The following is a 25,437-nucleotide window of genomic DNA, read 5'->3' as shown; positions in this document are numbered from 1 at the left end:
GAGGGGATCGCCGGGGCGACTGTCGAGCACTGGGGGGCTCCAAGCATGCGTATCCTGATCATCGAGGACGATCTGGAGGCGGCCGACGCCATGAAGCGCGGCCTGACCGACGCCGGCTACGAGTGTCTGCACGCGCCCGACGGCGAGGAAGGCCTGAAAGCCGCCCGAGACGGCGAGTTCGACGTGCTGATCGTCGACCGCATGATGCCCAAGATGAACGGGGTGGAGGTCGTGGAGACCCTGCGCCGCGAAGGCGACGGCACCCCGGTGCTGTTCCTGTCGGCCCTGGGCGAGATCGACGACCGCGTGGTCGGCCTGAAGGCCGGCGCCGACGACTATCTGGTCAAGCCCTACGCCTTCGCCGAGCTGACCGCCCGGGTTGAGGCCCTGTCGCGCCGCCGCGAGACCGGCGCCGTGGCGACCACCCTGAAGGTGGGCGAGCTGGAGATGAACCTGATCGCCCGCACGGTGCATCGCGCCGGCACGGAGATCGACCTGCAGCCGCGCGAATTCCAGTTGCTGGAGTTCATGATGCGCCACGCCGGCCAGTCGGTGACCCGCACCATGCTGCTGGAGAAGGTCTGGGAATATCACTTCGACCCCCAGACCAACGTCATCGACGTCCACATTTCGCGTCTGCGTTCGAAGATCGACAAGGGCTTCGACCGTCCGATGCTGCAGACGGTCCGCGGGGCGGGCTACCGTCTGGACGCCTAGGGGCGGGCTATGCGCCTGCCGCGCCTTCTCCGCACCACGCCGTTTCGGCTGACGCTGCTGTTCCTGGCGCTGTTCGCGGCGGCGGCGGCGGCGTTCCTCGGCTATATCTATATCGCCACCGCCGGCGAGGTGAACCGCCGCGCGGACAAGGAGATCAGCCGGGAGATGGAGTCGCTTCAGGCGGCCTATCGCCTGGGCGGGGCCGACGCCCTGAACCAGACCCTGGTCGAGCGGTCCCTGGGCGAGCGCCCGTTCCTGTACCTGCTGATGACGCCGGACGGGAAGCGGCTGTCGGGCTCCATCGAGGAGAGCCCGGTGGCCGATTTCGGCGACGCCAAGGACAAGTGGACCACCTTCACCCTGACCGAAACCGACCTGGACGGGGCCGAGGTGAAGCGCCCGGCGCGCGGCTATCAGGTGCGCCTGGACCAGGGCGAAATCCTGTTCGTGGGCGCCGACGTGGGCGAGTCCGAGTCCTACGTCATGAAGATCGTCCGGGCCCTGTGGGGCGCGGGGGCGCTGGTGATCGTGCTGGGCCTGGCGGGGGGCGTCCTGATCAGCCGCAACGTCAGCGCCAGCATGGGCGGCTTGGCCGAGGTGGTGAACGCTGTCCGCTCCGGCGACCTGAAGGCTCGCGCGCGGGTCCGCGGCACCCGCGACGAGTATGACGAGCTGGCCGAGGGCCTGAACGACATGCTCGACCGGATCGAGCGGCTGATGGGCGGCCTGCGCCACGCGGGCGACGCCATCGCCCACGACCTGCGCTCGCCCCTGACCCGCCTGCGCGCGCGGGTGGAGGTGGCCCTGATCGAGGCCGAGAACGGCAAGGGCGATCCCATGAAGGCGCTGGAGCAGGCGCTGGAGGACACCGACGGGGTGCTGAAGACCTTCAACGCCGTGCTGGCCATCGCCCGGCTGCAGGCGGCGGGCTCGGCGCCCGACCCGCAACTGTTCGACGCGGCTGACCTGGCCTCGGACATGGCAGAGCTCTACGAGGCCGTCTCCGAGGAGAAGGACCAGACCTTCGAGGCGGAGATCACGCCGGGCCTGGCCATCAACGCCAACCGCGAGTTCATGGCCCAGGCCCTGGCCAACATCCTCGACAACGCCATCAAGTACACGCCGGAGGGCGGGGCGATCATGCTGCGTCTGCGCCGGCGTTCGTCTGGCGACGTGGAGTTCTCGGTGACCGACAACGGGCCGGGCGTGCCCGAGTCCGACCGCCCCCGCGTGGTCGAACGCTTCGTGCGCCTGGAGCGCAGCCGCAGCCAGCCGGGCGCGGGCCTCGGCTTGTCGCTGGTCTCGGCTGTGGCGGCGGCGCACGGCGGCCGCATCGAGCTGGCCGAAGGCGCGGGGGAATATGACGGCCGCGGCCCCGGCCTGCGCGTCGCCTTCGTGATCCCGCCGGCGAGCTGATGACTTTTCTCAAATTGTAGATACAATATGTTCAGCTTCGATGCGCAGAAGGACAGGGTCAATCGTCAGAAGCATGGCGTCTCCCTGTCTCGGGCATCGGAAATCGATCTCTTGGCGATCGTTCCAGACGATCGCCTGGACTATGGCGAGGCGCGGTTTCGAGGGTTCGGCCTTCTTGATGAAGAGCCGCACTGTCTGGTGTTCACGCTTCGTGATGGGCAGGTAAGGGCGATCAGTCTTCGCCGGGCGCGTATGAAGGGTTTCGACGTTATGTCCCAGAAGCCGACTGACGAAGAAATCATCATCGACGATGAGAATCCGGAATGGACGGAATCGGACTTTGCGCGCGCTAAGCCGCCACATGAAGTCCTGCCTCCTGAAGTCCTTGCCCTGTTCAAGAACACCAAGCGCCGCGGCCCGCAGAAGGCGCCAACCAAGGCGGCCGTCTCCCTGCGTTTGAGCCCGGACGTTCTAGAGCACTTCAAGGCGAGCGGTCCCGGATGGCAGACCAGGATCGACGAGACGCTGAAAAAGGCCATCGCGCGTAAAATCGCGTGAGACTCGTCGAGCTGATCCAACCCTGCGGGCCGGTGATCGACGCCAAGGCCGCTGAGCGCACCCATGAGATCCTGGCCAAGGCGGCCACGGTCGACGGCTGGATCGCCTCGCTCGAGGCGGGTTGGCCGTCGCTGGCGCCGGTGTTCGCGGCCGCGCCCTATCTGGCGGGGCTGGCGCGGCGCCGTCCGGCCAGTCTGCGCGCGGCGCTGGAGGGTGATCCGGCCAAGGTGGTCGAAGCCATCGTCGCCGAGGCCGAGGCCGCCGGCGACCTGGAGCTGGAGCCCGCCCGCGAGCGCCTGCGGCATCTTAAGGCCGACCTGCATCTGACCACGGCCCTGGCCGACCTGGGCGGGGTCTGGGACCTGGACGCGGTGACCGGCAGCCTGACCCGGTTCGCCGACGCCACGCTGCAGGCGGCCCTGAAGCTGGCCGCACGGGCGGAGGTGGAGCGCGGGACCCTGACCGCCCTGGGCCAGGGCGCGGCGGGGCCGGTCCCGGGCCTGTTCTGCGTCGCCATGGGCAAGTACGGGGCGTTCGAGCTCAACTATTCGTCCGACATCGACTTCTCGATCTTCTACGAGCCCGAGGCCCTGCTGCTGGCCGAAGGGGCGGAGATGGAGACGGTCACCGTCCGCATCGCCAAGGCCACGGCGCAGATTCTTCAGGACCGCACGGCGGATGGTTATGTCTTCCGCATCGACCTGAGGCTGCGACCCGACCCGTCCTCGACCCCGCCGGCCATGACCGTGGACGCGGCCATGGATTACTACGAGAGCGTCGGCCAGAACTGGGAGCGGGCGGCCCACATCAAGGCCCGCAGCGCGGCCGGCGACATCCCGCGCGGCGAGGCCTACATCAAGGGGCTGCAGCCCTTCATCTGGCGGCGGAACCTGGACTTCGCGGCCATCGCCGACATCCATTCCATCAAGCGCCAGATCCACGCCTACAAGGTGGATGAACGCCTGACCGCCAAGGGCGCGAACCTGAAGCTGGGGCGCGGCGGCATCCGCGAGATCGAGTTCTTCGTCCAGACCCAACAGCTGATCCTGGGCGGGCGTCGGCCGAACCTCCGGGGCCGGCGGACCCTGACGGCGCTGGACGCCCTGACCCAGGAAGGGCGGGTGGAGCGCGAGACCCGCGACGCCCTGACCCAGGCCTATCGCGACCTGCGCGCGCTGGAGCACCGGGTGCAGATGATCGCGGACGAGCAGACCCACAAGCTGCCGGAGAGCGACGCCGAGCGTAAGAAGGTGGCCGCCCTGTGGGGGCAGGCGAACCTGCGCAGCTTCGACGCCGCCGTGGGCCGTCTCCTGAAGGACGTGAACCGCCGCTACGGCAAGCTGTTCGCGGGGGAGGAGGCGCTGTCCTCCAAGTTCGGCAGCCTGGTCTTCACCGGGGTGGAGGATGATCCGGCGACGCTGGAGACCCTGAAGCGCATGGGCTTCTCCAACCCCGAGCGGGTGTCGCAGACCATTCGGGGCTGGCACCACGGCCATGTGGCGGCCACGCGGACGGAGCGGGGGCGCGAGCTGCTGACCCGGCTGGGCCCGCGCCTGCTGGACGCCGCCCACGCCACGGGGGCGCCCGACGCGGCCTTCAACCGGTTCAGCGACTTCTTCGCCGGCCTGACCTCGGGCGTGCAGATCCAGTCGCTGTTCCTGGCGCAGCCGAAGCTGTTCGAGCTGATCGTGCAGGTCATGGCCTTCGCTCCGCGTCTGGCCCAGACCCTCGCCCGGCGGCCGGCGGCGCTGGACGCCCTGCTGGACCCCAGCTTCTTCGGCGCCATCGAGATCGACGCCGCGCCGCAGCTGAACCTCGAGGATTTCGAGGGCGGCATGAACCGGGTGCGCCGCTTCTATCGGGAGCAGGCGTTCCGAGTCGGCTTCCGCGTCATGAGCGGTTCGGTCAGCGCCTCGGACAGCGGCCACGCCTTCGCCGACCTGGCCCATGCGGTGATCCGGGGCCTGGCCCCCGCCGCCATGGCCGAGACCGTGCGCCAGGGCGGCGCCTTTCCCGACGGGGAGGTGGCGGTGATCGCCCTGGGCAAGTGCGGTTCCGGCGAGATGACGGCGCGATCCGACCTGGACCTGATGACCCTGTACCGCTCGGCCGATCCTGCCGCCATGTCGGAGACCAAGGGCTGGGGGGCGGAGACCTTCTTCGGCCGCTTCACCCAGCGTCTGATCGCGGCCCTGTCGGCGCCGACGGCAGAGGGGGACCTGTACGAGGTCGACATGCGCTTGCGCCCCACGGGCAGCAAGGGACCGGTGGCGGTGAGCCTGTCGTCCTTCGACCGCTACTATGCCGAGGAGGCGGAGGTGTGGGAGCTGATGTCCATGACCCGCGCCCGCGTGGTCTGGGCCAGCAGCGAGGCCTTCGCCGCCGACGCCCAGGCCGCCGTCGAGACGGCCCTGCGCCGCCCGCGTGATCGCAAGGCGACGGTGAGGGCGGTGCGCGAGATGCGCGCCCTGGTGGCCCGCGAAAAGCCGCAGAAGGGCGACTGGGATCTGAAGCTGGGGCCGGGCGGCTTCGTGGACATCGAGTTCGCCGCCCAGTTCCTGCAGCTGGCCCACGCGCCGGACGGCGGCCCCCTGAACCAGAACATCGCCGACAGCTTGGCCGCCATGCGCGAGGCTGGCCTGGCGGACGCCGAGGCCCTGACCGTGCTGGAGCAGGCTTGGGACCTGCAGCAGGCCGTGCAGCAGGTGCTGAAGGTGGCCCTGGACGACTACGCCGACCCGGCCCTGGAGCCCAAACCCTTCCAGGCCCTGCTGGCCCGCGCCGGCGGCGCCAAGGACCTGAAAGGCCTGAAGACGAAGATCGCCAAGGCCCAGAAGGACGCCCACGCCGCGATGAAGGCGGTGGTGGGCTAGGCGCTCAAGCCTTGCCACAACCCCGATAAGCCGCTCTCCTTCGCTTTCGCGCCAGGGAGGTGTCGGCGATGGGGTTCAACTCGATCAATCTGCGGGTCGTGCAGCGGGTGGTGATCTGGGCGGCGGTGGGCGCCGTCTGGGTGGGGACCGCCGCGACGGCGGCCCTGAACGTGCGCAAGCAGGAGGCCGCCGACCGGCAGGAGGCCGCGCGGTGGTCGGTGGACGGCGAGCCGTGCCCGGTCATCACCGAGGCGGCCTATGACGCCGCGCCCCTGTCGGTGTCGGAGACCCGTTTCTACGGCATGAAATTCGAGCGGCGGGTGGGGCACGTGATGTGTACGCGCGTCCTCGTGGACGGTCAGAAGGACAAGCAGCCGGTTTGCCAGTTCACCGGCCCGGTCTTCCTGCGCGCCGAGGCGGCGGGGAAGGCGGGCTACTACGCGCCGGGACAGGGCAAGGCGGCCCGCGTGGCGATGGTGGACGGCAAGCTGCGCTGCGCGATGGTGCCCAAGTTCAAGATGTTCGCCGAGGGCGGGCGGTTGAACTACGGGGAGTGAGGCGGTCCCTCAGCGGGGCTTTCCCCCATCCGTCATCCTCGCCCTTGTGGCGAGGACCCAGAAACGGCTGAGCTTCAGAAGGAGGCGGTGCGGCGGCTGCCGCCTTGGATCATCTTTCGGCGCGGAGTCTCTGGGCCCTAGGCACGAGGCCTAGGGTGACGGGTGAGGGAGGCTTACAACGCCACCTTCACGGACGCCCGCACCACGCGCGGCGCGCCGGGGAAGATCCAGAGCGGGCTGTAGGAGCTGGCGGCGTAGTGCTCGTCGAAGAGGTTGTCGGCCTCGACGCGCAGGCTCACCCGCTCCGTGACGCCGTACTCCACCGCCGCCTTGGCCTTCCAGTAGGCGGGCAGGCGCACGCCGCTGCCGTCGATGGCGGCGGCGCGGTCGCCGGTGTGGGCGAGGCCGGCGGTGACGGACCATTCCGTGCCGTGGGTCGTCGGGAAGCGGCCGACCACATAGAGCGAACCGGAGTGTTCGGGGACGTTCAGCACGTCCTTGCTGGCGAAGGCGGCGTCGTCGGTTTCGGCGTCGGTCCAGGCATAATTGCCCACCACCTGCCAGGCCTCGCCCAGGCGCCAGGCGGCGTCCAGCTCCAGCCCGCGCGTGGTCAGCTTGCCCACCGGGGCCAGGAAGTTCGGGTCGGTGGGGTCGTTGGTCAGGATGTTGCGCTTTTCGATGTCGAACCAGGTGAGGTTCACGTCGAGGTCGTCCCAGGCGCCGGAGAGGCCGACCTCCCAGCCCTTGCCCTCCTCGGGCGCGAAGCCCGCGCCGGTGCGGCCGGTGCCCGAATTCAGGACGAAGGAGCGGCCGTAGCTGGCGTGCAGGGTCCAGGCCTCGGCCAGGCGGTAGCGGCCGGCCAGGCGCCAGTCGAGGGGGTTGTCCTCTGCCTTGCCCACCGCGCCGGTGCGGTTGTTGCGGATCTTCTGGCGGTAGTTGTCGTAGCGCAGGCCGCCCAGCAGGCTGAGGCGGTCGGTGACCTCCCACAGGTCCTGGGCGTAGAGGGTGACGACGTCGCGGGTCTCGCGGTTGTCGGTGAAGGGCGCGAGGGTCGGCTGCGGGCCGCCATAGACCGGGTTGTGGACGTCGATCGGATAGGGCGCGGCGGCGGTGGGGTTGCGGCGCTGCCAGCGCTCCTGGAAGTCCATGGTGTAGGCCTTCACCCCGAAGCCCAGATTGTGGGTCCCGGCGGCTTCGACGCGGCCGTTCAGCTCCAGCCGGCCGGAGATGTCCTGGGTGCTGAAGTCGCGCTCACGGCGCTGGCGCCACAGGGTGTCGCCCACCAGTCGGGAATGGTCGCTGGACAGGCCCCTCAGCGTGCCGGTGCGGTAGGCGAAGCCGCCGTTCAGGCTCCAGTCCTCGTTGAGATGCCAGTCGCCGGTGACCTGATGCCGCTCGTTGCGGAACTTGGTGGTCCCATCGGCGGGCTCGCCGAAATAGCGCGAGCGGGGGATGGCCAAGGCGTCGCCGTTCAGGGCGGGCAGGCCCCGGTCGAAGGGCGTGTCGAAGCGGGTGAACTCGCCCACATAGGTCAGGCGCAGGTCGTCGGTCGGCCGCCAGGTGAGGGATGGGGCGATGACCTGGCGGTCCAGGTCCACATGGTCGCGCCAGCCGTCGCTGTGCTCGGCGGCCACCACCAAGCGGGCGGCGAGGTTGTCGGTCAGCGGACCGGTCAGGTCGACCTCGCCGCGGCGCAGGCCGAAGTAGCCGACGGTGGCGGTTAGGCTGACGGCGCGCTCGAAGCGCGCGGTCTTGGAGACGATGTTGACCCGGCCGGCGGGGTCGATGTCGCCGAACAGGGCGCCGGCGGGGCCTTTCAGGATCTCGATCCGCTCGGCCGTGGCCGGGTCGCGGGGCGGGGCCAGGCCGCGGTTGGCCAGGAAGCCGTCCACATAGTACTCGGCCCCACCGTCGGGCGTGCCCAGGAATCCGCGGATGGCGAAGTTGTCCATGACCCCGCCGCGGTTGTTCTGCTGGCTGACGCCGCTGACCAGCTCAAGCGCGTCGGCCAGGCGCACGGCGCCCACGGCCTCCAGCAGGTCGCTCTCCACCGCGCGGCTGGACGGAGACATGCGCTCCGTCACCGCGCCGGCGCTGAGGGTCACGTCGCGGGCCACGCCCCGGCGGCCGAGGATGACGATCTCGCCGACCTCATGGGCGGCGTCGGGCTTCACCGGTTCGACCTGCGTCGGTTCAGGGGCGGCGAGCAGGCACAGGCTCGCGCAGGTCGAAAGGAAGGACACCAGCAACTCCGTTTGTAATGTTATTACATATCGGTTACTGGCTCGACCGTTATGATGTCAACCGCTCCCGCCGCCGCGCCCACTGGCCGCATCCGCTCCATCGACGCCCTGCGGGGGCTGGTGATCCTGCTGATGCTGGTGGACCACGCGCGGGAGTTCTTCTTCATCCACGCCCAGGTCTCGGACCCCATGGACGTGCAGGCGACGGAGCCGGCGCTGTTCTTCACGCGGCTGTCGGCCCACTTGTGCGCGCCGGTGTTCGTGGCCCTGACCGGGCTGGGGGCGTGGCTGTACGGCGCCAAGCAGGGCGGGGCGAAGGCGGCGTCGAGCTTCCTGCTGAAGCGCGGCCTGTTCCTGGTGGGGCTGGAGCTGACGGTGATCAGCTTCGCCTGGACCTTCTCCCTCACGCCCTCGACCCTGTACCTGCAGGTGATCTGGGCCATCGGCCTGTCGATGATCGCCCTGGCGGGTCTGGTCCACCTGCCGCGTCCGGCCCTGATCGCCGTGGGGCTGGTCATCGTGCTGGGCCACAACCTGCTGGACCCCATCACCTTCGCCAAGGGCGAGCCGGGCCATGCGGTCTGGGCGATCCTGCATGAGCGAGGCTTCATCGACATGCCCTGGGGCGGGCGGGTGCGGACGTCCTATCCGCTATTGCCGTGGATCGGGATCGCGGCCCTGGGCTACGCCATCGGGCCGTGGTTCGCGGGGGAGGGCGCCGCGCGCCGCCGCCGGTTGGCGATCACGGGCGTGACCATGTTGGCCCTGTTCGCGGCGCTGCGGGCGATCAACGTCTATGGGGAGCCGACGCCGTGGGCGGCGCAGGGGGACACTCTCCGCACGGTGATGAGCTTTCTGAACATGACCAAGTATCCGCCCTCGGCCGACTTCGTGCTGCTGACCCTGGGCGTGGGCGCGCTGCTGCTGGCGGGGCTGGAGAAAGCGCCGGAGCGGCTGGTGGGACTGCTGGCCGTGTTCGGCGGGGCGCCGCTGTTCTTCTATCTGATCCACCTCTACGGCCTGCACCTGCTGAACCTGGCGGCGCTGGCGGTGTTCGGGCCCAATCAGGGCGAGGTGTTCAGCGTGCCGGGCGTGGCCTGGTTGTGGCTGCTGGCGGCGGTGGTCGCGGTTCCGTGCTGGTACGCCTGCCGCTGGTTCGCGGGCGTGAAGCGGCGAAGCGGACGGTGGTGGATGAAGTATCTGTAGCGGTTGGGGGTTGCGTGCTCGACTGGTCGCTGACGCCCCCGCTCAGCATGACGAGCTCTTTGCACTGAGTTCGTCATCCTGAGCCTGTCGGAGCCTGCCCTCGGGCCGGCGAAGCCGGTCCCGGGGGGACGCACGGCTTCCCGATCCCCGCCCATCCGCCTTCGCGGGGATGAGCGGAAGTCAGGTGGTCTTTACGCGTCCTGCAAGGAAGCGTTGTCGATGACGAAGCGGTACTTCACGTCGCTGCGCTGCATCCGCTCATAGGCTTCGTCGATCTGCTGGATGCGGATCATCTCGATGTCGGAGACGATCCCCTTCTCGGCGCAGAAATCGAGCATCTCCTGGGTCTCGGCGATGCCGCCGATCAGGGAGCCGGCGATCGACTTGCGGCCGAAGATGAGCGTTCCGACGTTCGGCGACGGGTGGGAATGCTCCGGCACGCCGACCAGGCACAGGGCGCCGTCACGCTTCAGCAGGGCGGTGAAGGCGTCCAGGTTGTGGCTGACCGAGACGGTGTTGAGGATGAAGTCGAAGCTGTTGGCGTGCGCCGCCATCTCGTCGGCGTTGCGGGAGACGACCACCTCGTCGGCGCCCAGGTCCAGGGCTTCCTGGCGTTTGGACTCCGAGGTGGTGAAGGCCACCACGTGGGCGCCCATGGCGTGGGCCAGCTTGACCCCCATGTGGCCCAGGCCGCCGATGCCGACGATCCCGACCTTCTTGCCCGGACCGACGTTCCAGTGACGCAGGGGCGAGTAGGTGGTGATGCCGGCGCACAGCAGCGGGGCGACCGCGGCGAGCTGCTCCGGCGCGTGCTTGATGCTGAGGACGAAGTCCTGGTCGACCACGATGCGGTCGGAATAACCGCCAAGGGTGTGGCCGGGGGCGTCGTCGGTGGGGCCGTTGTAGGTGCCGACGAAGCCGGAGCCTTCGCAGTACTGTTCAAGCCCTTCGTCGCAGGAGCGGCAGCTCTTGCAGCTGCCGACCATGCAGCCGACGCCGACCACGTCGCCTTCCTTGAACCTGGTCACGCCCGAGCCGACGGCGGAGACGCGGCCGACGATCTCGTGGCCGGGAACGCAGGGATACAGGGTGCCGCCCCATTCGGAGCGGACGGTGTGAAGGTCGGAGTGGCAGACGCCGCAATAGGCGATCTCGATCTGCACGTCCTTTTCGCCAGGGGCGCGGCGGACGATGTCCATGGGTTCGAGGGGTTTGTCGGCGGCGTGCGCGCCATAGGCTTTAGCGGTCATGGGGAGAGAGCCCTCGCGTGAAGTCGAACGGAAAGGACGGCCGCCGTCGCGTCGTCCGCAGGGCAAGGTAAGGCTTCGCGATTGCTGGGATTAGGGGCGGAATGTGGCATGTAGTCATGAGCTGAGATCATGAATTCGCGGAGCCGGCGGCCATGGCCCGGACCAACATCAACGACCTGTCGGCGTTTCTGGCGGTGGCGCGGCAGCGCAGCTTCACCCGGGCGGCGGCCAATCTGGGCGTGTCGCAGTCGGCGCTGAGCCACACGATCAGGGGTCTTGAGGCGCGGCTGGGCGTGCGGCTGCTGACCCGCACCACGCGCAACGTGACCACGACGGACGCGGGGGAGCGGCTGCTGCAGACCATCGGCCCGCGCCTGGACGAGATCGACGCGGAGCTGGCGGCCCTGAGCGAGCTGCGCGACCGGCCGGCGGGCAACTTCCGGATCACGGCGACGGAGCACGCGGCGGCTACGGTCATCCTGCCGGCGCTGGAGCGGCTGTTGCCGGCCCATCCCGACATCCATGTGGAGGTGGTGGTGGACTACGGCCTGACCGACATCGTGGCCGAGCGGTACGACGCCGGCATCCGCTTCGGCGGCACGGTGGCCAAGGACATGATCGCGGCGCCGGTCGGCCCTGACCTGCGGATGATGGCGGCGGCGTCGCCGGCCTATTTCGCCGACCGGCCCAAGCCGCTGACGCCCCAGGACCTGACGGCGCACAACTGCATCAACATGCGCCTGCCCACCTATGGCGCGCTTTACGCCTGGGAGTTCGACGACAAGGACGGGCGCGAGCTGCGGGTGCGGGTGGACGGGCAGCTTGCGTTCAACAGCGCCGACCTGATCATCGGGTCGGCGCTGCGGGGCCTGGGCATCGCCTTCCTGCCCGACGTCATGCTGCAGGCCCACATCGACCGGGGCGATCTGGTCCCGGTCCTGACCGACTGGTGCGCGCCGTTCGCCGGCTATCACCTTTACTATCCCAGCCGCCGTCAGCTCAGCCCGGCCTTCTCGCTGCTGGTCGAGGCGATGCGGTATCGCGGGTAAGATCGGCCGTCAGGCGGTGACGGCCATCTCCTCCAGATACAGGGCCTCCAGGTCCTGGGCGGTGACCGAGGCGGCGGGCAAGGTGCGACGAAGCTTGCCGGCCCGCATCAGGCCGATGGTGTCGCCCACCTCCCGCGCGCGGAAAAGGTCGTGGGTGGCCATGAGGATCGCGGCGCCGCGGTCGCGCTGGCGGCTGAGCAGGTCGTGGAACTCGGCCGAGGCCTGCGGGTCGAGGCCGGAGGTGGGCTCGTCCAGCAGCAGGGCCTTGGCCTGCTTGGCGATGGCCAGGGCGATGCCGACCTTCTGGCGCATGCCCTTGGAATAGCCGCTGACCCGGCGGTCGAAGGCGGACTCCTGAAGCCCGGCCTCGGCCAGGCACGCCTTCAGCCGGGCGGGAGAACGGTCCTGCACCTGACCCAGATCGGCGAAGTAGGCCAGGTTCTCCAGCCCGGTCAGCTCGTCGTACAGGGCGACCATCTCGGGGATGTAGAGCAGGTGGCGGCGGGCGCCGAGCGGATCGCGGGCGACCTCGATCCCGTTGACGGAAGCCGAGCCGGCGGTGGGCTGCAGCAGGCCGAGGAACAGCTTGATGGTCGTCGACTTGCCCGCTCCGTTGGCGCCGAGCAGGCAATAGATCTCGCCCGGCGCGACGGCGAGGTCGAGGTGGTCCAGGGCGGTGTGCGCGCCGTAGGTCTTGGTCAGTCCGGTGGCCGTGAGCATGACGGCGTCTCCTAGAGGCTGGCGGCCGACCGGCGGCCAAGAACGGCGCCGGCGGCGAGAAAGGCGATGGCGGCGGCGAGCGCGGCCAGATCGACGAGGACGCCGGTTTGGAAGGCGCCGGCGGGGGCTTCACGGAACTGGAAGCGCGGCAGGTGGTCGTAGTCCTCCGACGCCAGGGGCTGGTCGTTCGCCAGGCGCTGGGCCAGCCAGGCCTTGGTCTGGGCGGTGAAGCTCATGGCCTGGGACTGGAAGGCGACAGCGCGGTCGGCGTCTGCTCCGGCGATGCGGTCCAGGGCGTCCTGCACGGCCACCGACGGCAGGAACAGGCGCAGGGCGTCCAGCACCGCCCGGCGTTCGGCGCGGGCCTGAAGCTGGCTCTGGACCAACGGCGCGAGGCGCTGGTCCTCCGCCGTCCGCTCCTTGAAGAAGTTGCGGATGCGGTCGGGGATCTTTGGGGCGGGATCGCCGGGGAGCTCCGGCCCGCGGGCCTCGCGCTGTTCCTTGCGGATGGCGCGGCTCTGTTCGAGGTAGTTGGCGGAGAACTGAAGCTCCGACGGGGCGGGCGAGACCACATTGGCCGTGGCCAGCGCCAGGGCGGGGGCCAGGACCCCGATGGCCAGCCAAGCCGCGCCGCCGGCCAGGGCGGCGTCGGTGGAGCGGCGGGCGAAGACATTGATCAGGGCGGCCAGGGCGATCCAGAACAGGCCATAGACCAGGACCACGACGGCCGTGGCGGCCAGGCCCTCCGGCTGGCTGGCCCCGAAGGCGATGAGGCTCGCCAGGACGATGGCGATCACCGGCGGCAGGACGAGGAGCGCCCGCGCCAGGGCCTTGCCCGCCAGCAGGCTGAGCGGTCCGACCGGCTGGGACAGGACCATGGCCGCCACCCCGCGCTCCCGCTCCCGCGACCACAGGTCGAAGGCGGCCGCCAGCAGGACCAGCGGCAGGACGAAGACGATGACGAAGGCCAGGTCGAAACGCCCGGCGGCGCGCACGGCGGGATTGTCCACGTCGACCTTGAAGTAGTCGAACATGGTGATGTCCTGCAGCGGGATCATCCGCGCGGCATAGGGATAGGCCTCGGCCTGGCCGATGGACAGGGCGGCCATGGCGCCGGGCCGTAGCACCAGGCGGAAGGGCGCGAGCTGCGGGGTGGACGAGAAGGGCCAGGTCCCGGCCGGCGCCTCGGCCAGCTGTTCGCGGCGCATCTCGACCAGGGGGCCGAGCTCATCGGTGATCAACTGAACGGTGGCGGCGCGCTCCTTCGCCCACTGGGCGCCGTTCCAGGCGCCATAGGCGGCCAGGGCGGCGAACAGGACGAGAAGCCAGGGCAGGGCGCGGTCGCGCAGGGCGCGGCGCAGTTCATGGCGGGTGATCGCGATCAGCGTCGTCACGGGGTGCGCTCCAGGCGGGCGGCTGCGAAGCCGGCGAAGGCGAGGCTGGCCAGCAGCCAGGCGGCGAGGATCAGCAGGTTGGTCTTCTGCGCCGCCCAGGCCTCGGCCGGGGTGGTCAGGCGGGGCTTGAAGGTGAGGCCGGCCGAGATCTTGGAGACGTCGGCCAGATAGACCTCGTCGGTGTTGGGCCGGTTCAGGCGCACGTCGCCGTTGAGCTTCTGGATCAGGGCGTAGCGATAGGTCTCCGCCTCGCTCAGGAACAGGCGGTGGGCGGCGAAGTCCGTGCCGGCGAAGGCGCGGGACCAGGGGGCGACGGCCATGGCGGGCGAGACGAGGCTGAAGGCCTGCTGCACGTCGTCCTGTTGGCGATAGGCGCCGAACAGGGCGTCGTAGTGGCGGTTGTAGGTGTCGGTGGAGTTCTTCTCCCCGAACTCCAGGGCGACGCCGGAGAAGTTGAAGGGCAGGTCCTCGACCTTCGTCACGCCGTGCTTCTTCAGCAGGCTTTCCTTGAGGGCGTCGAGGCGTTCGTCGGCGGGGTCGTGGCCGGAGACGCCGTTCTTGGCCTCGTCGGTGACGGCGGCCTCGAAGGCGGGGGCGCTGGGCGTGGGGTGCAGGCTCTCGGCCAGGGCCGGGGCGATGCGGGGGACCAGCAGGGTGGCGACGGCCCAGAAGCCGAGCAGCAGGACCAGGCTGGCCCGCGCCGAGGACAGCAGCGCCGAGACGCCGATGGTCAGGGCGGCGAAGGCGGAAAGATAGAGCGCATAGCCGGCGGTGATGGCGAGCAGGCCGACCGCGTCCGCCGCCGAGGCGCCGCCGGCCAGGAGCGCGGCGGCTCCGGCCAGGGCGAAGGCCGCCAGCAGGATGAGGCCGGCGGCGGCGAGACCGATGAGGCGGCCGAACACCAGGGTGCGGGCCGGGGCGCCGGCGCCCAGCTCCTGCTTCAGCCGCTCGCGGGCGCGTTCGCCGGAGAAAATGCTGAAGCCGGCCAGGATGATCAGCAGCGGGCCGACCACCTGCAGCGCCCAGGCGGCGGAGAAGCCGCCGAAGCGGCTGATCGCCGAGCCGCCTTCCATGGGCCGGTCGCGGGAGGGGTTCTGGGAGTGCCCCTCCAGCCGCACGGACGAGCCGAGGAAGTCATTGAGCCCCGGCTCGAAGGCCGCGAGGGGCGAGACCGGAGCATAGACGGTGCGGCCCGCATGGGCCGCGCCGTGGGGATTGATCGGCCCGAGATTGTCCCAAAGGACCTGGTCGCGGACCGTGGCGGCCTGCCGCTCCAAGGCCTGCGCCTGGAGGCGGGCGGCGCCCGTGGCCAGGCTGGCGGCGACCAGCAGCAGGATGGCGGCCGCCAGCAGCCGCAGGCGGTTGTCGCGGGCCATCAATTGGAGCTGGTTTCCCGCGACCACGAGCACCGGAGCGGTCATCAGAACCTCGCGCGCAGGGCGACGGTGACGTTCCGCGGGTCGCCGTAGGTGTTGTAGGTGTTGGGGCCGCCGACGCGGGCGTAATAGACCTTGTCGAAGGCGTTGTTCACCGAGGCGGACAGCGAGATCTTCGGCGTCAGGGCATAGCCGCCATGCAGGCTGAGCAGGGCATAAGGCTTCTGCTCGCGCACGCCGGCGACCCCGCCGCCGATGAAGGTGCTCTGGGCCTGAACCCCGGCGGCGACCCAGGCGCGGTTCCAGCCCGGAGCGGTGGGCGTGTACTTGGCGAAGGCCTTGACCGTGTGCTTCGGCTCCCAGGTGTCGAAGGCCGTGCCGATGAGGCTGGCGTTGGAGTTGGCCAGGTGCTCGGTCTCCAGGAAGGAGTAGCCGAAGGAGAGGTCGATCCCGGCATAGGGGCTGCCGTTGACCTCGAAGTCGGCGCCGCGCACCTCGACCTCGCCCAGTTGCAGGAAGAAGCCCGGGTGGGCCGGATCGGCGAAGGAGCGGTTGACGTCGCGGGTGCGGAACACGGCGAGGGAGGCGTTGAGGCCTTCGTTGAAGAAGCTGCCCTTGATCCCGCCCTCGATTTGCCGGCCCTCGCGCGGGTCCAGGGTCGTGCCGCCGTTCTCGTTCCACTTCAGGGCCGTCTGCGGGATGAAGATGTCCGAATAGCTGCCGTACAGGGTGATGTTCGGGCGCACGTACCAGACCACGCCGCCATAGGGGGTGACGACGCCGTCTTCCTTGCCCTGGCTGGAGAAGTTCGCGGGGTTCGGGTTCGGCGCGATGTTGCGGAACCTGGAGTCGAAGTCGCTGATCCGCGCCCCGACCACGACCGACAGGCCGTCGATCAGCTCGAACCGGCCCTGGCCGTAGAAGCCGCTCTGTTCGGTGCGGGTGATGCCGCCGTTGTTGTGGACGAAGTTCGGCATGGGAACCGCCGCGGCGTCGCCGAGCGCGATGCCCGAGCCGGCCGGCGTGCCGGTGTAGACGGGCAGGTTGGTGATGGCCGTGTATTCGTTGTCGTAGTTCTCGTAGCTGTAGCCGAAGGTCAGGGTGTGCTGGCGGCCGAACAGGTTGAGCGGGCCGGAGGCGTAGAGGTCGACGCCCGTGCGCTCGGTGGTCCCGTCGTTCTCGCGGCGAGTGTAGCTGGTGAAGCGCTGGGTCACCGGGTTGAAGCCCGTGCCCGGGGTCGGGTAGCCGTCGCGGAAGATCTTCTGCTGTTCGCGATAGGTGGCCTTGGCGCGCAGGACCCAGTCGTTGGCCAGTTCGTGGCGCAGGTCGGCGGCGTACTCCAGCGTCTCGTAGACGTTGAGATTCCAGTCCGGGTACTGGTTGGTGGAGCGCGGGACATCCAGGAACTGGTTGTGCAGCGGATGGCCGACCAGGAAGTAGTTGGCCAGGCCCATGCTCATGGCCTCGCCCCGGTCGTCCTGGTAGGTGATCATGGCCGAGGCCAGGGTGCGGTCGGTGACGTCAAAGTCGATGGCGCCGTAGGCGACGACCTTATCCTCCCGCGAGCGGTCCACGAAGAATTCGCGGTCCATGTACGAGCCCGCGAAGCGCCCGCGCAGGCGGCCGTCCATGGCGAGGGGGCCGCCGATGTCGGCCTCGATCCGGTAGTTGTTCCAACTCCCCGCCGACGCGGCGATGGAGCCGGCGAACTCACGCGGGGCGCGCTTGCGCACGAAGTTGGCGGTGCCGCCCGGCTGGCCCGAGCCCTTGAAGATGCCGGCGGGGCCGCGCAGCACCTCGATCTGGTCATAGACGACGAGGTCGAACTCCTGCGCCTGGCCACTGTTCCAGGCGGGGATGCCGTCATAGGACACGTCGAGCAGATAGCCGCGCGAGCGGATCTGGCCGATCAGGCCATCCCAGCTGGTGACATAGACGCCGGGGACCTGGGCCAGGGCGTCGACCATGGTGACCAGGTTCTGGTCCTGGATGCGCTGCTGGGTGATGACGCTGATGGTGTTGGGGACGTCGAGAACGGAGACCGCCTCCTTGCCGCCGATGGTCACGGTCTTGGCGGCGTAGCTGCCCTTGGCGCCCTGGACCGTCACGGAGGAGACGGAATGCTCCTCGCCGGCTTCGTCAGCGGCGGCGGGAGCGGCGATCAGCAGCGCCGCCAGAGGCGCCGCGCCGATCGCACACAGCACAGTGCGCGCATCCGCCAACAGGGCGGAGCGGGTGGTCTTGAACATCATGAAGCATCGCCCCCAAGGCGCAATTCCTACGAAGCGTTATGATATAACATACGATTCGTGAGGTGGCGATGTGGAGCGGGAGTTGTGGTGGGCCGGACTACAATCTCAGGCAGTCCGGCGCTTGGATTTTGCCGCCTATTCAGCCGCGGCGGGCAGGGCGACGCCCATGGCCGCCGCGACGCCCGCGCCATAGGCGGGGTCGGCGCGGGTGCAGTTGTCGATGTGCCGCTGCTTCACATGCAGGGGCGCGTCGGCGATGGATCGCGCGGTGTTCTCGAACAGGGCCGTCCGCTGGTCCTGCGTCATCAGGCGGAAGAGGTCGCCGGGCTGTTCGAAGTGGTCCTCGTCCACGCGGTGGTCGTAGTGGCGCGCCTCGCCTTCCAGGGGCAGGGCGGGTTCGGCCAGCATCGGGCTGTCGGCCCATTCGCCCAGGCTGTTGGGGAAGTAGTGCGGCGTGGCGCCCAGGTTGCCGTCCGTGCGCATGGCGCCGTCGCGGTGATAGCTGTGGAACGGGCACTTGGGCGCGTTCACCGGGATGTGGTTGAAGTTGACCCCCAGGCGATAGCGCTGCGCGTCGCCATAGGAGAACAGCCGCGCCTGCAGCATCCGGTCGGGCGAGAAGCCGATCCCCGGGACCACATTGGCGGGGGAGAAGGCGGCCTGCTCCACCTCGGCGAAGACGTTGTCGGGATTGCGGTTGAGCTCCAGCTCGCCGACCTCGATCAGGGGGTGGTCGGCCTTGGGCCAGACCTTGGTCAGGTCGAAGGGGTTGTGCTTGTGAGCGCGGGCCTGGGCCTCGGTCATCACCTGGATGGACAGGGTCCATTTGGGGAAGTCGCCGGCCTCGATGCTGCCGAACAGGTCGCGCTGGTGGCTTTCGCGGTCGGCGCCGACCACGGCCGCGGCCTCGCCGTCGGTGAGGTTCTCGATCCCCTGGTGAGAGCGGAAGTGGAACTTAACCCAGACGCGTTCGCCATCGGCGTTGATCAGGCTGAAGGTGTGGCTGCCGAAGCCGTGCATGTGGCGGTAGCTGCGCGGCAGGCCCCGGTCGCTCATGACAATGGTGATCTGGTGCAGGGCCTCGGGCAGCAGGGTCCAGAAGTCCCAGTTATTGGCGGCGCTGCGCATGCCGGTGCGCGGGTCGCGCTTCACCGCGTGGTTCAGGTCGGGGAACCGCAGCGGATCGCGGAAGAAGAAGACCGGGGTGTTGTTGCCCACCAAGTCCCAGTTGCCTTCCTCGGTATAGAATTTCACCGCGAAGCCGCGGATGTCGCGCTCGGCGTCGGCGGCGCCGCGCTCGCCGGCCACGGTGGAGAAGCGCAGGAAGACCGGCGTCTGCTTGCCCACCTCGGAGAACAGCTTGGCCCGGGTGTAGGCGGTCACGTCGCGGGTGACGGTGAACGTGCCATAGGCGCCGGAGCCCTTGGCGTGCATCCGGCGCTCGGGGATCACTTCACGGTTGAAGTGGGCCAGCTTCTCGATCAGCCAGATGTCCTGCAGCAGGGCGGGGCCGCGATGGCCGGCGGTCAGGATGTTGAGGTTGTCCGCCACGGGCGCGCCGGTGGCGTGGGTGAGAACAGGCTTGCCGGACATCGGACGCTCCATCGCTTGAGACGCCCGAGAATTTCTCGGGGGAAGCGGCAGCGCTTGGAAAATGCCGACATTGGAGTGACGTCTGGCGCGCGTATGGCGCAAAATCGGCAGAGGCCCGATCCGCTCGACAACGCCGGTTTCCAAAAATAGCCTTTTGCTTTTCGCCGACACCGCAAGATGCCCTCGACCTTTCCCCGAACCTGGACCTCGCGCTCTTCACCAGCCTCTACGGGGCGGTCGCGCTGGGGGTGTTTCTGGGCTTCGCGGGGCCATTCGGCTCCTTCCGGTGCCTGGCTTTCCCGCAGCGTTACGCCTTCTGGTTCGGGTGCGTGGCGACGGGGTACGGGCTGGCGATCGCCGCCTTGCAGATCTTCAGACGCACAGGCGGTGGTGGGTGGCGCGAGGCGCGATCGCCCAGGTGCGCCGCGACGGGCCGCAGACGATGATTGAGCTGACCGGCGGTCTGACCGTGCCGGTGGGCCGGACCTACCTCGCGGCCGTCCGCTCAAGCCTTCAGGTCCCCGTCTCCTGAGGCCGCCGGTGGCGTCGCCGTAAATTGCGGGCGCGCGAATGGCGTTGACGGATTGGGCCGTTGTTCGTGTCGGCGAGCCGGGTGAGAGGGCGGCGACCTTGAAGCTGCTGTATCGGAGATCCCATGCGACACCGACTTTTCGCCTGCGCCTTGCTGCTTGTCACCCCCGCTCCCGCCGTCGGTCTTGCGCAGAAGACGCCGTACTGAAGACCACCTGCGCCCAGACGCCTTCCGCCGTGAGCGAGCCGGACCTGGCCGGGCTGTGGGACTTCTACATGGACGTGGGCGGCGTCCCGAGTTTCGGCCTGCTGACCATCGGCCGGCTCGACGGACGCTATGGCGGAACCCTGACGCCCACGCGGACTGCGCCGGTGGTTTTGCACAGCCTCACCGTCAGCGACCGGAAGGTTCAGATGATCGTGGGCTCGCTGGAGAGCGACGTGGCCTTCAACGCCACGCTGTCCGGCGCGGGCGACCGGATGTGCGGGCTCGTCGCCTATCACGGCGGCCACCTGTACCCGATGGTGGCGCAGCGCCGGCCGCAGCGCTCGCCGGTAGGGCGGTAGTCCGCTTCAGCCGCCCAAATCCGCCTTACCGGGATTTCATGTTGGCCGCCCCAATCTTGCCACAATTCGCCACGCATGTAGCGCTACACATGTAGCGAGCATGCCTGGAGGCCGCCGTGATCGAAGCCCTGCCGCGACGCGAGAGGGAAGTGTTCGAGACCCTTTGCCGGTTGGGCTCGGGCGGGGCGGCCAGCGTCCGCGCGGCCCTGTCCGATCCGCTCAGCGACTCGGCGGTGCGCACCATGCTCACGCGGCTGGAGGCCAAGGGCCTTGTGGAGCGCGCTGACGGTGTGTTCCGCCCGGTCCAGAGCACCGAGACGGTGGCCGCCGGAGCCCTGCGCCGGATGGTCGACACCTTCTTCGCCGGGTCGGCGGCCAATGCGGCCACGGCCTTGCTGGGCATGGGCCCGCGCCTGACGCCTGAAGAGGCGGCGGCGCTGGAGAAGGCCATCGACGAAGCCCTGGAGCGCAAGTCATGAGCTGGACCCTGCTCGCGGCGCTGATGGTCAAGTCCGGGCTGATCGCCGGGGCGGGCCTGATCTGCGCGGCCCTGCTGACCCGCCGGCCGACGGACCGGGTGGAGGTGCTGCGGGGGGCGGTTTGCCTGCTGCTGCTTCTGCCGCTGGCCATGCTGGTTCTGCCGTCGCTGGACCTGCCGGTGCTGCCGGCCCTGGCGAGCGAAGCCGTCTCTTCCCTGCCGCCATTGACGTCGGTTCCGCCCGTGAAGATCGAGGTCTGGCCCCTGGCCAGTGTTGAGGTCTCCGCGCCGCAGATCGCCTGGCCACCCATGGCGACCGTGATCGTGGCGGCGTGGCTGGCCGTAGCGGCGGCCATCGCCGGGCGCTTCGCCTTGGGCGTGCTGCTGCTGGACCAGTGGACGCGGGAGGGAAAGCCCGTGGATTGCCCGGCCTGGCTGTCGGCGCTGGAGCGCCTGGCCCCCCTGGGCCGGCCGCGTCTGGTGGGCAGCGGCCGGGTGGGCGGTCCCCTGAGCTGGGGCGCGGCGCCGGGGGCGATCCTGGTCGATCCCGCCAGCCTGTCCCAGCCGCAGTCGGCGCCCGCCATCCTGGCGCACGAACTGGCCCACCTGCGCCGGAAGGACTGGATATTCCTGCTGCTGTCGCGGGCCGCCGTCGCCCTGTTCTGGTTCAGCCCCCTGGTCTGGCGGCTGCACGCCGCCCTTGCCGAGGCCTCTGAAGAAGCCGCCGACGCCGCCGCCCTCGAGACGGTCGACCGTCGGCTCTACGCCCGGGCGCTGGTGCGCCTGGCCGCCCAACCCGCGCCCGCCGCCGCCTTCGCCATGGCCGCGGACGCCCGCACCCTCAAGAAAAGGATCGCCAGCATCATGGCTGAAGACACCCCCCGCCGTCGCCCGCTGGCCGCCGCCTTCACCGTGGCCGCCCTGTGCGCCGTGACCGCGCCCCTGGCCGCCGTGGAGCTGAGCCGCCAGGCCCGTGCCGAGGCCGCCCCCGCGACCGTCGACACCGTTGTTTCCGAAGCCGCCGCCGATGCGGCCAAGATCATCCCGTCGCAGAAGCACGGCGTGAACCTGGCCGTGCTGGGGATCGAGCCCCCCGCGCCGCCGGCTCCGCCTCCGCCGCCCGCTCCGCCGGCGGCCTTCGCGCCCGCCGCCCCGCCGGCTCCGGCGCCGGTTCCGGCCCCGTCGGCCATCCCGGCTCCGCCCGCGCCCCCGGCCCCGCCGGCTCCTCCCGCTCCGTCGGCGAAGGGTGTCCACTATTACTATGCCTACCGCGAGGCCACGCCGGAGGAGCGCCAGGCCGCCGAGGAGGCCCGCCGTCAGGCCGCTGTCGCTCGTGAGCAAGCCGCCGTCGCCCGCCAACAGGCCGCCGAGGCTCGCGCCCAGGCGCAGCTGGAGCGGGCGAGGGCGGCAGCCGAACGCGCCGCCGCCGAAGCCCGGCGCATCAACGTGGCCGAGATCCGCGCCCAGGCCGAACGCGCCCGCGCGGAAGGCGAGAAGGCCCGCGAGCTGGCCGCCCGCCATCGCGCCGACGCTCGGGTCCACATGCGCGACGGGGCGGTGAACATGCGTCGCGGCGCCCGCCAGATGCGCGAGGAGGCTGTGCGCCTGCAGGACCGGTCCTATCGCGCCAAGCAGATCGCCGAGAACAAGGCGCGCGGCAATGACGTCACCGACGCCGAGCTGGTGGCCCTGAGCAAGCGCCTGCCGGGGCAGGCCGATGACCTGGAGCGCAACGCCGACCGCCTGGAGCAGCGGGCCGCTGACCCGGTGTAGATTTGGACTTTTCCTCCCCCGTTTTACGGGGGAGGAGAGAGGTTCGGGAACACTCCAGCTTGATGGGCGCTTAGGCTTCTCAACCGTGGTTACGCCACTGAAGAGGCTCTTCGATGTCCATTCTCATCTTCGCCGTCATCGTCCTGATCGTCGCCGCCCTGATCGCCTGGGCGGTTCAGAAGCTGCCGCTGCCGGCGCCGTTCGGCACGATCATTCAGGCCCTGATCCTGATCATCGCAGCCATCGTCATCGCCCAGCGGGCGGGACTGTTCTAGGCGTCGTCCGACTTCAGCACCACGGCCGAGCTGACCGCGCCCACGCCGTCGACCGCGCTCAGGCGGTCGACCAGGGCGGACAGGTCCTGGGCCGTGGCCGTGCGCACGACGGCGATCCCGTCCACCGGCCCGGTCACAGAATAGTAGCGCGTGATCTCCGGCCAGTGGCGGAAGCGCGCCACGACGGGCGCGCAGGGACGCTGGCTGAAGGTCAGGGATAGCACCGCCTTCAGCCCCTCGTCCTCGACGGCTCCGAGCACGGCGCGATAGCCCAGGATCACTTTGTCCCGCTCCAGCCGGGCCATGCGCGCCTGCACCGCCGTGCGCGACAGGGCCAGCTTCTGCGCAAGCGCCGTCAGGGTCATCCGCGCGTCCCGCGACAGCAGGGCGATGAGCCTTTCGTCGGTCGCGTCGCGGGCGCCTGCGTTCCGCCTAGGAGCCAGTTGGTTTTCGCTCATTCCGCAAGGTCCCGCCGCCGTCTTGCTCATGGCGACGGTCATTTCTCGTCCTCACAATCGACGGCCGAAGAGGGCTGTCAAGATGACGAGGGTCGGGGACTTGAGACTGCTGGACGACAAGGCCGTGCTGCTGGTGATCGACGTGCAGGCGGGGTTCGACGACCCGGCCTGGGGCGAGCGCAATAACCCGCGGGCTGAGAGCAATATCGCGATGCTGCTGACGGCCTGGCGCGGAGCCGGCGCGCCAGTGGTCCATGTGCATCATGACTCCGTGGACGTCGCCGGCCGGCTGCGGCCGGGCACGCCGGGCAACTTGCCGAAGCCGGTGGCTCAGCCCTTTCCGGGGGAGCCCGTCTATCGCAAGCGGGTCAACAGCGCCTTCATCGGCACGGGGCTGGAGGCGGACCTGCGGCGGCGGGGCGTGACGACCCTGGTCCTGGTCGGGCTGACCACCAATCACTGCGTCTCCACGACCGCGCGCATGGCGGGCAATCTGGGGTTCGACGTGGTCGTCGTATCGGACGCCACGGCGACCTTCGCCCGCGCCCATGTGGACGGGCGGATGCGGGACGCACAGGCGGTCCATGACGCGGCGCTCAGCGATCTGCAGGACGAGTTTGCGCGCGTGGTCCAGACCCGCGCCGTGCTGAACGGCTTGATGACCCCCGAGGCGGCCTGTGGATAGGGCGCTGTTCGCGGCCGCCGCCCTGGTGCTTGTTTCGGGGACCGCGTTGGCGCAGCCGAAGCCGGGGGATGATTTCTACGCCTACGCCAACTCGGACTGGTTGAAGGCCACGACCCTGCCGGCGGGGCGCGTCAGCCTGGACACCACGGCCATGCTGCGGGACCAAGCGACGGTGCGTATCCGGACGCTGGTGGAGATGGCGGCCAACGAGCGCGTCGCGGGGCCGGGCCGGCGGGTGGGCGACTACTACGCCGCCTTCCTGGACACGGCGGCCATCGAGGCGAAGGGACTGACGCCCATCGCGGGCGAGCTGGCAGCGGGTGCAGACCGAGGCGGCGCTGGAACGCCAGATCGCGGCCGACATCCACGCTCCGGGGCCCTACCGCGCCAGCATGGTCCGCAACCACGAGGCCTGGGTCCGAGCGTTCGACGTGACGCCGGGGGATCGGCTGAGCGTGGAGCGGGAGGTGAAGTTGTGGTGAGAGGCTAGAAGGACACCCCCGGCCGCAGCACGATTTGAAAGACCGCCAGCACGACGGCCAAGGCTACTGCGGGGACCACCAGTGCCAGCGCCTGAACCGCCACTACGCCCGTATGACGCCGCCGGTCGGCCGCAGCGCCCAGGGCCAGCCAGCCGGCGGCCGTCAGGTGGACGAGGAGGGGGATCAGCACCACCTCGATCGGGTGGCGGGGGACGCGGAAGGGGACGACCAGCACGACCGCCGCCAGCAGGGTGATCAGCACGCTCCAGCCGAAGGCGCGGCCTCGCGCCTCCAGCGGCGACAGGCGGGCCAGGACCGCGCCAGCCGCGGCCATGGCGACGGCGGCGAGGACCAGCAGGGCCGCCTTGGCCGGCGCGCCGACCTGTAGATAGGCCAGGGCGCGGCCCATGTCGTTGCCGGATAGGACCGTCCCGATGGCGAGCTGGCTGAACGCCTGGAACAGGCCGTGGGCCGCCATCCAGAAGAAGAACATGCGCCACGTGGACGACGCGCCGCGCATAGCCGCCAGCAGGATCAGGAAGACCACGCCGCTGCTCAGGGTGCCGAGCGCGCCGGTCCCTTGCAGCAGCTCGGCCACCGGCGCGTCGCCGGCCCAGTCGTGATCGTTGTGGAACAGGGTGGGCGACAGGCCGGCCCAGGCCTTGGGCAGGACCAGCCACAGCTCCTGCCAGAAGAAGGTCAGGTTGAAGGCGAGGGCGCACAGCACGACCGATCCCGGCGCCGGCAGGACGCGGTCATGACTGGGCCGGGCGAGCACAAGCCCCGCGATCAGCGGCGTGATCCCGAGGGCGAGAAGCACATAGAGGACGACGGTCATGGCCGCTGGCTTAGTGTTCGTACTTTTTGTTTCATAATCCGCCTGTCTCTAGGCAGGATTGATCTATGCGCAACTTGCTGCCGCATGGGCAGGTTTTCCCACTGCAGTGAGGCACCCGCTAGACCTCAGGGTTATAGATGACCGAG

General features: G+C 69.7%; 23 protein-coding genes. 14 read left to right on the top strand and 9 right to left on the bottom strand.

From position 1 onward, the window contains the following. The first annotated feature begins 45 nt into the window (after nucleotides 1-45). From P7B02_RS17290 to P7B02_RS17270, 5 genes are all read left to right on the top strand, one after another. Nucleotides 46-717, top strand: coding sequence for a response regulator transcription factor (locus P7B02_RS17290; protein ID WP_277787604.1), 672 nt, complete (start codon nucleotides 46-48; stop codon nucleotides 715-717). A 9-nt stretch (nucleotides 718-726) separates the two neighbouring features. Continuing rightward, complete coding sequence (locus tag P7B02_RS17285) at nucleotides 727-2,133, top strand: sensor histidine kinase (protein WP_277787603.1); 1,407 nt, start codon at nucleotides 727-729, stop codon at nucleotides 2,131-2,133. A 27-nt stretch (nucleotides 2,134-2,160) separates the two neighbouring features. Further along, nucleotides 2,161-2,691: a BrnA antitoxin family protein gene (locus tag P7B02_RS17280; RefSeq protein WP_277787602.1), complete on the top strand. Its 531-nt coding sequence runs from the start codon at nucleotides 2,161-2,163 to the stop codon at nucleotides 2,689-2,691. After that, nucleotides 2,688-5,564, top strand: a complete 2,877-nt coding sequence (locus P7B02_RS17275) for a bifunctional [glutamine synthetase] adenylyltransferase/[glutamine synthetase]-adenylyl-L-tyrosine phosphorylase (protein ID WP_277787601.1) — start codon at nucleotides 2,688-2,690, stop codon at nucleotides 5,562-5,564. Before P7B02_RS17280 ends, P7B02_RS17275 begins: the two co-directional genes overlap by 4 nt. Before the next feature lie 68 nt (nucleotides 5,565-5,632). Then, nucleotides 5,633-6,121, top strand: a complete 489-nt coding sequence (locus P7B02_RS17270; RefSeq protein ID WP_277787600.1) for a hypothetical protein — start codon at nucleotides 5,633-5,635, stop codon at nucleotides 6,119-6,121. 173 nt (nucleotides 6,122-6,294) lie between these two features. Here P7B02_RS17270 and P7B02_RS17265 read toward each other — a convergent pair whose 3' ends face one another. Further along, nucleotides 6,295-8,364 carry a TonB-dependent siderophore receptor gene (locus tag P7B02_RS17265; RefSeq protein WP_277787599.1) on the bottom strand — a complete coding sequence of 690 codons (2,070 nt, stop codon included), beginning with the start codon at nucleotides 8,362-8,364 and terminating at the stop codon, nucleotides 6,295-6,297. 54 nt (nucleotides 8,365-8,418) lie between these two features. Between P7B02_RS17265 and P7B02_RS17260 the strand changes: the two genes are divergently transcribed. Further along, on the top strand, nucleotides 8,419-9,570 hold the full coding sequence (locus tag P7B02_RS17260) for a DUF1624 domain-containing protein (RefSeq protein WP_277787598.1): 1,152 nt from the start codon (nucleotides 8,419-8,421) through the stop codon (nucleotides 9,568-9,570). A gap of 191 nt (nucleotides 9,571-9,761) precedes the next feature. Here the strand turns inward: P7B02_RS17260 and P7B02_RS17255 are convergent, their stop codons facing one another. Then, nucleotides 9,762-10,820, bottom strand: coding sequence for an NAD(P)-dependent alcohol dehydrogenase (locus tag P7B02_RS17255; RefSeq protein ID WP_277787597.1), 1,059 nt, complete (start codon nucleotides 10,818-10,820; stop codon nucleotides 9,762-9,764). A 152-nt stretch (nucleotides 10,821-10,972) separates the two neighbouring features. On the opposite strand from P7B02_RS17255, the gene P7B02_RS17250 reads away from it, so the two are divergent. Then, entirely contained in the window at nucleotides 10,973-11,869 is an 897-nt protein-coding gene (locus P7B02_RS17250) for a LysR family transcriptional regulator (protein WP_277787596.1), read from the top strand. A gap of 9 nt (nucleotides 11,870-11,878) precedes the next feature. Here P7B02_RS17250 and P7B02_RS17245 read toward each other — a convergent pair whose 3' ends face one another. From P7B02_RS17245 to P7B02_RS17225, 5 genes are all read right to left on the bottom strand, one after another. Then, nucleotides 11,879-12,589, bottom strand: coding sequence for an ABC transporter ATP-binding protein (locus P7B02_RS17245; protein ID WP_277787595.1), 711 nt, complete (start codon nucleotides 12,587-12,589; stop codon nucleotides 11,879-11,881). Between the two features lie 11 nt (nucleotides 12,590-12,600). Then, a complete protein-coding gene (locus P7B02_RS17240; RefSeq protein ID WP_277787594.1) occupies nucleotides 12,601-13,983 on the bottom strand; it encodes an ABC transporter permease subunit in 1,383 nt (460 codons plus the stop codon). Continuing rightward, nucleotides 13,980-15,404, bottom strand: a complete 1,425-nt coding sequence (locus P7B02_RS17235) for a DUF3526 domain-containing protein (protein ID WP_277787593.1) — start codon at nucleotides 15,402-15,404, stop codon at nucleotides 13,980-13,982. Before P7B02_RS17235 ends, P7B02_RS17240 begins: the two co-directional genes overlap by 4 nt. After that, nucleotides 15,404-17,611, bottom strand: a complete 2,208-nt coding sequence (locus P7B02_RS17230; protein WP_277787592.1) for a TonB-dependent siderophore receptor — start codon at nucleotides 17,609-17,611, stop codon at nucleotides 15,404-15,406. The genes P7B02_RS17235 and P7B02_RS17230 overlap by 1 nt, the downstream gene beginning before the upstream one ends. A gap of 135 nt (nucleotides 17,612-17,746) precedes the next feature. Then, a complete protein-coding gene (locus P7B02_RS17225) occupies nucleotides 17,747-19,204 on the bottom strand; it encodes a catalase (protein ID WP_277787591.1) in 1,458 nt (485 codons plus the stop codon). 286 nt (nucleotides 19,205-19,490) lie between these two features. On the opposite strand from P7B02_RS17225, the gene P7B02_RS17220 reads away from it, so the two are divergent. The 5 genes from P7B02_RS17220 to P7B02_RS17200 all read left to right on the top strand — a co-directional run bounded on the left by P7B02_RS17220 (nucleotide 19,491) and on the right by P7B02_RS17200 (nucleotide 22,828). After that, complete coding sequence (locus P7B02_RS17220) at nucleotides 19,491-19,736, top strand: LytTR family transcriptional regulator DNA-binding domain-containing protein (protein ID WP_347276665.1); 246 nt, start codon at nucleotides 19,491-19,493, stop codon at nucleotides 19,734-19,736. A gap of 236 nt (nucleotides 19,737-19,972) precedes the next feature. Continuing rightward, nucleotides 19,973-20,302 (top strand): hypothetical protein, encoded by a 330-nt coding sequence (locus P7B02_RS17215; protein WP_277787589.1) that lies wholly within the window; start codon nucleotides 19,973-19,975, stop codon nucleotides 20,300-20,302. Nucleotides 20,303-20,418: 116 nt separating this feature from the next. After that, nucleotides 20,419-20,781: a BlaI/MecI/CopY family transcriptional regulator gene (locus P7B02_RS17210; protein WP_277787588.1), complete on the top strand. Its 363-nt coding sequence runs from the start codon at nucleotides 20,419-20,421 to the stop codon at nucleotides 20,779-20,781. After that, nucleotides 20,778-22,553 carry a M56 family metallopeptidase gene (locus P7B02_RS17205; protein WP_277787587.1) on the top strand — a complete coding sequence of 592 codons (1,776 nt, stop codon included), beginning with the start codon at nucleotides 20,778-20,780 and terminating at the stop codon, nucleotides 22,551-22,553. The genes P7B02_RS17210 and P7B02_RS17205 overlap by 4 nt, the downstream gene beginning before the upstream one ends. 113 nt (nucleotides 22,554-22,666) lie before the next feature. Beyond that, nucleotides 22,667-22,828: a hypothetical protein gene (locus tag P7B02_RS17200; protein ID WP_277787586.1), complete on the top strand. Its 162-nt coding sequence runs from the start codon at nucleotides 22,667-22,669 to the stop codon at nucleotides 22,826-22,828. Here the strand turns inward: P7B02_RS17200 and P7B02_RS17195 are convergent. Continuing rightward, entirely contained in the window at nucleotides 22,825-23,286 is a 462-nt protein-coding gene (locus P7B02_RS17195) for an Lrp/AsnC family transcriptional regulator (protein WP_277787585.1), read from the bottom strand. The genes P7B02_RS17200 and P7B02_RS17195 overlap by 4 nt on opposite strands. A gap of 82 nt (nucleotides 23,287-23,368) precedes the next feature. Between P7B02_RS17195 and P7B02_RS17190 the strand changes: the two genes are divergently transcribed. Together P7B02_RS17190 and P7B02_RS17185 are read left to right on the top strand one after the other, a co-directional pair. Next, complete coding sequence (locus P7B02_RS17190; protein ID WP_277787584.1) at nucleotides 23,369-23,971, top strand: cysteine hydrolase family protein; 603 nt, start codon at nucleotides 23,369-23,371, stop codon at nucleotides 23,969-23,971. Beyond that, nucleotides 23,964-24,461: a M13 family metallopeptidase N-terminal domain-containing protein gene (locus P7B02_RS17185; protein WP_277787583.1), complete on the top strand. Its 498-nt coding sequence runs from the start codon at nucleotides 23,964-23,966 to the stop codon at nucleotides 24,459-24,461. Before P7B02_RS17190 ends, P7B02_RS17185 begins: the two co-directional genes overlap by 8 nt. On the opposite strand, the gene P7B02_RS17180 is transcribed toward P7B02_RS17185, so the two are convergent. Continuing rightward, the gene (locus P7B02_RS17180) at nucleotides 24,458-25,291 is read right to left on the bottom strand and encodes a hypothetical protein (protein ID WP_277787582.1); all 834 of its coding nucleotides are present in this window, start codon (nucleotides 25,289-25,291) and stop codon (nucleotides 24,458-24,460) included. The genes P7B02_RS17185 and P7B02_RS17180 overlap by 4 nt on opposite strands. Nucleotides 25,292-25,437: the final 146 nt, after the last annotated feature.

Origin of the sequence: Caulobacter segnis, from assembly GCF_029543125.1 — a bacterium.
Classification (GTDB): Bacteria; Pseudomonadota; Alphaproteobacteria; order Caulobacterales; family Caulobacteraceae; genus Caulobacter; species Caulobacter segnis_D.
This window is presented reverse-complemented; position numbering and strand designations above follow the sequence as displayed.

What these genes read in the sequence shown, in the direction of transcription:
- P7B02_RS17290 (WP_277787604.1), top strand. Translation starts at nt 46, where the DNA reads ATGCGTATCCTGATCATCGAGGACGATCTGGAGGCGGCCGACGCCATG.
- P7B02_RS17285 (WP_277787603.1), top strand. Translation starts at nt 727, where the DNA reads ATGCGCCTGCCGCGCCTTCTCCGCACCACGCCGTTTCGGCTGACGCTG.
- P7B02_RS17280 (WP_277787602.1), top strand. Translation starts at nt 2,161, where the DNA reads ATGTTCAGCTTCGATGCGCAGAAGGACAGGGTCAATCGTCAGAAGCAT.
- P7B02_RS17270 (WP_277787600.1), top strand. Translation starts at nt 5,633, where the DNA reads ATGGGGTTCAACTCGATCAATCTGCGGGTCGTGCAGCGGGTGGTGATC.
- P7B02_RS17260 (WP_277787598.1), top strand. Translation starts at nt 8,419, where the DNA reads ATGTCAACCGCTCCCGCCGCCGCGCCCACTGGCCGCATCCGCTCCATC.
- P7B02_RS17255 (WP_277787597.1), bottom strand. Translation starts at nt 10,820, where the DNA reads ATGACCGCTAAAGCCTATGGCGCGCACGCCGCCGACAAACCCCTCGAA.
- P7B02_RS17250 (WP_277787596.1), top strand. Translation starts at nt 10,973, where the DNA reads ATGGCCCGGACCAACATCAACGACCTGTCGGCGTTTCTGGCGGTGGCG.
- P7B02_RS17245 (WP_277787595.1), bottom strand. Translation starts at nt 12,589, where the DNA reads ATGCTCACGGCCACCGGACTGACCAAGACCTACGGCGCGCACACCGCC.
- P7B02_RS17235 (WP_277787593.1), bottom strand. Translation starts at nt 15,404, where the DNA reads ATGACCGCTCCGGTGCTCGTGGTCGCGGGAAACCAGCTCCAATTGATG.
- P7B02_RS17230 (WP_277787592.1), bottom strand. Translation starts at nt 17,611, where the DNA reads ATGATGTTCAAGACCACCCGCTCCGCCCTGTTGGCGGATGCGCGCACT.
- P7B02_RS17225 (WP_277787591.1), bottom strand. Translation starts at nt 19,204, where the DNA reads ATGTCCGGCAAGCCTGTTCTCACCCACGCCACCGGCGCGCCCGTGGCG.
- P7B02_RS17205 (WP_277787587.1), top strand. Translation starts at nt 20,778, where the DNA reads ATGAGCTGGACCCTGCTCGCGGCGCTGATGGTCAAGTCCGGGCTGATC.
- P7B02_RS17200 (WP_277787586.1), top strand. Translation starts at nt 22,667, where the DNA reads ATGTCCATTCTCATCTTCGCCGTCATCGTCCTGATCGTCGCCGCCCTG.
- P7B02_RS17195 (WP_277787585.1), bottom strand. Translation starts at nt 23,286, where the DNA reads ATGAGCGAAAACCAACTGGCTCCTAGGCGGAACGCAGGCGCCCGCGAC.
- P7B02_RS17190 (WP_277787584.1), top strand. Translation starts at nt 23,369, where the DNA reads ATGACGAGGGTCGGGGACTTGAGACTGCTGGACGACAAGGCCGTGCTG.
- P7B02_RS17180 (WP_277787582.1), bottom strand. Translation starts at nt 25,291, where the DNA reads ATGACCGTCGTCCTCTATGTGCTTCTCGCCCTCGGGATCACGCCGCTG.